The organism is Enhygromyxa salina, from assembly GCF_000737335.2.
Lineage (GTDB): Bacteria > Myxococcota_A > Polyangia > Nannocystales > Nannocystaceae > Plesiocystis > Plesiocystis salina_C.
Genome location: NZ_JMCC02000239.1, coordinates 1 through 2,714, shown reverse-complemented (window position 1 = coordinate 2,714; position 2,714 = coordinate 1). Strand labels below are relative to the sequence as shown.

The following is a 2,714-nucleotide window of genomic DNA, read 5'->3' as shown; positions in this document are numbered from 1 at the left end:
CGACAGCGATCCATGACAACGCAAATTAGCGTCTTGAGCCCTCCGTGCCCGGAGGGACCCTCACGGGTCGTGCGCGCTGCCCGATCAGCACATCGACCCCCGCATGTCTCGTTGGTCTGACGCGCCAGCCTCTCTCAGCTCAAGTCGCCAACGCGACCCGCAGCGTCTGTCCCTGGATCTCTTTGCCGTTGAGCGCCACGCGAGCCTTCGCCGCGGCGAGGTCATCCTCGAAGGTCACATACGCGAATCCACGGCAGACCCCATCATCATCGGTGACCACGCGCGTCTGCGTGATCACCCCGAAGTCGGCGAACAACGCCAGGAGCTGGCTCTCGTTGATTTGTGGGTCGAGCCCACCGATGTAAAGCGTCACCATCGGCCGTCTGCACATATACCCGAATTTCAGACCCCCACATACACCCGAGACTTCGCCGGCGATTACAGACCCATGTCGACCCAGAGCTTGGCGGTCTTGAGGGCCGCGCTCGAGCCAAAGGTGAGGAACGCGAGGAGCCCAAAGAAGCCGCCGGGGAACCGGGTCACGACCATGGTCCAGGCGTAGCGGCCGTAGTGGCCCGGCAGATCGAAGATCAAGTAGTAGAGCCGTCGCGCCTCTTTCCAGCCGTCCCACACGGTTCGTCCAAACCCCGCCCAGGCGGCGCGGTCGATCAGGTCATCAATGCGGGCGACCGAGGCGTCGATCTCGACGGAGATCTCGTAGCTGTCGGCACCAAATGCGGTCGTCATCGCGTGCTCGTAATCGACCGCCTTGTCCTGAACGAACTTGGCCATCTGCGACGAGAACACGGCGCCGCCGATGAACAGCACACCCAGGAAGTCGATCGCGTTGGCGATGCCCTCGAGCGCCAGACCCAGGCTTCGATTGGCCGGCAGCGGGCCGATCGTGTGGTCCCGCAGCCAGCGACCGACGACCGGCAGCGAGGCGGCAGAGAGCACCAGCGCAAACCCAACGACGAACACGTAGAGCGAGTAGCGGATGAACCTCGAGGATCGGCTGGGCCTTGGAAGCACCGCCTTGATCAGCGTACGCGCAGCGCGCTGAGCGGGTGTTCGCTTGCCAGCCGACGGAGCCGGCGGGCTGTGGGCGGGTGGCTCGGCCATGTCCGCGAGTATAGGGCGAGGCGCCGCAGCTTTTGTCCCGTGCGCGGTCGTGGTCTACTCGCAGCGATGTTGATCGTCACAGGCACGCCGCGATCGGGCACCTCGATGTGGATGCAGATCCTCGTCGCGGCCGGCTTCGAGGCGATCGGTGAGGCGTTCCCCGGCGACTGGCGGGCGCTCATGTCCAGCGCCAACCCAGACGGCTACTGGGAGTCGCAGCTGCTCGGCGGCATCTACTATCGGACCAATCCACACCCGCTCACCGGGGCGTTCTTGTTCCCGGACCAGACCAACTTCCACGCGGTCAAGATCATGGTCCCGGGGTTGGTCCGCAGCGACCTGGCCTACGTCGGCCGCGTGATCGGGACGGTCCGCGAGTGGCGACAATTCGCGGTCTCGCGCGCGCGCCTGCGGGAGCTCCACCGCGAGCACGCTGGCCTCGAGTCGCACGAGCTGATCTTGCGCCACGAGCTTCCACCGGCGCTGGAGTGGTGGGTCGACAACTATGGGCTGCTGCGCGACATCGCGACCCGGCGCTACGCGGCTCACGTGTGCTCGTACCAGTCGCTGATCGAAGACCCCGAGGCGTCGATCGCCGAGGTCCTGGGCTGGCTCGGTCGCGGGGATCAGGCCCGCGCGCTGCAGGTCGTCCGGCCCGAACGCCAGACCGTGCACGCGACCACGCCCACGCCCGCGGATCCACAAGTCGACGCGGTCGACATCGAGGTGTTCGACGACCTCTACGATCATATCCATCGAGGGCGCCCGTTGTCAGCGGCGTTCTTGATCAAGCTCAACGACACCGACGCCCGCCTGCGGCCGCGGCTGCTGGCTCATGAGGCCCAGGCTCGGATCTCGGCGGCCCAAGAGATGCTCGCTCAGCTCGAGGGTTCAAATTCTTCGCCGTAGCCGGCCCGCGAAAACTCTCCTGAACCGATCCGGGCTCTGGCAGACTACCCACGTCAGCCCCGTCCGGGGCACGATTGCGACCCGTCATGACCTCGATGAAGCCCACGCCCCTGTCCGCTCTCGATCTTCGCTGCCGTGAGGCGGAGTGGGTCGATCGCCCGGCGACGATCCGCGACTTTGATCGCCCCGCGCCCAGCTCGCCCGCTCACCGCTACGCCGGTCTCGCCGAGATCCTGGTCGCCGACGCGATCGCGCGCAGCCACTACGAGATCAGCGAGCTCGCGGGCGGCCGGGTGATCCTGAGCTGCGAGACCCCGCGCTTTGGCATCCCGCTGGGGGTTCACGCGCTGGATCACGTGCCCACCCACGACTGGCACATGACGGAAGACCTGCGCGGGGAGCTGCTCGAGGCCGGGCCCGGCGGTTGGCTCGAGCGCAGCTTGGCCACGCAGATGCGCCGGGGATTGATCGCCGTCGCGGGTGCGCTGCCGTTGTTGGTCAGCCCGATGCTCGCCCACGCGGGTCCAGGTCGGGGCGCGGACGTCAGCCAGCTCGAGCGCATGGATCAGCTCAGCGACGTGGCAGAGCATTCGGCGGCGCCGCCCAAGCTGCCCAAGGACGCCGCGCCTGCCCCTGAGCCTGCGCCCGCGGTCGAAGCTCCGCCGACCGCCGCGCCCCCAACC

At 67.3% G+C, this 2,714-nt stretch carries 3 protein-coding genes and 1 pseudogene; 2 read left to right on the top strand and 2 right to left on the bottom strand.

The annotated features are described in order from the left end of the window. Positions 1 to 139: 139 nt before the first annotated feature. Together DB30_RS40540 and DB30_RS40535 are read right to left on the bottom strand one after the other, a co-directional pair. Positions 140 to 376 carry an RNA recognition motif domain-containing protein gene (locus DB30_RS40540; protein WP_052559472.1) on the bottom strand — a complete coding sequence of 79 codons (237 nt, stop codon included), beginning with the start codon at positions 374 to 376 and terminating at the stop codon, positions 140 to 142. Between the two features lie 62 nt (positions 377 to 438). Next, on the bottom strand, positions 439 to 1,122 hold the full coding sequence (locus tag DB30_RS40535; RefSeq protein ID WP_052559470.1) for a hypothetical protein: 684 nt from the start codon (positions 1,120 to 1,122) through the stop codon (positions 439 to 441). Positions 1,123 to 1,188: 66 nt separating this feature from the next. Here DB30_RS40535 and DB30_RS40530 point away from each other — a divergent pair, with 66 nt between their 5' ends. After that, positions 1,189 to 2,031: a hypothetical protein gene (locus tag DB30_RS40530; protein WP_052559468.1), complete on the top strand. Its 843-nt coding sequence runs from the start codon at positions 1,189 to 1,191 to the stop codon at positions 2,029 to 2,031. Between the two features lie 95 nt (positions 2,032 to 2,126). After that, positions 2,127 to 2,714 (top strand): annotated as a pseudogene (locus DB30_RS40525) (hypothetical protein); the annotation flags it as partial.

What these genes read in the sequence shown, in the direction of transcription:
- DB30_RS40530 (WP_052559468.1), top strand. Translation starts at nt 1,189, where the DNA reads ATGTTGATCGTCACAGGCACGCCGCGATCGGGCACCTCGATGTGGATG.
- DB30_RS40540 (WP_052559472.1), bottom strand. Translation starts at nt 376, where the DNA reads ATGGTGACGCTTTACATCGGTGGGCTCGACCCACAAATCAACGAGAGC.
- DB30_RS40535 (WP_052559470.1), bottom strand. Translation starts at nt 1,122, where the DNA reads ATGGCCGAGCCACCCGCCCACAGCCCGCCGGCTCCGTCGGCTGGCAAG.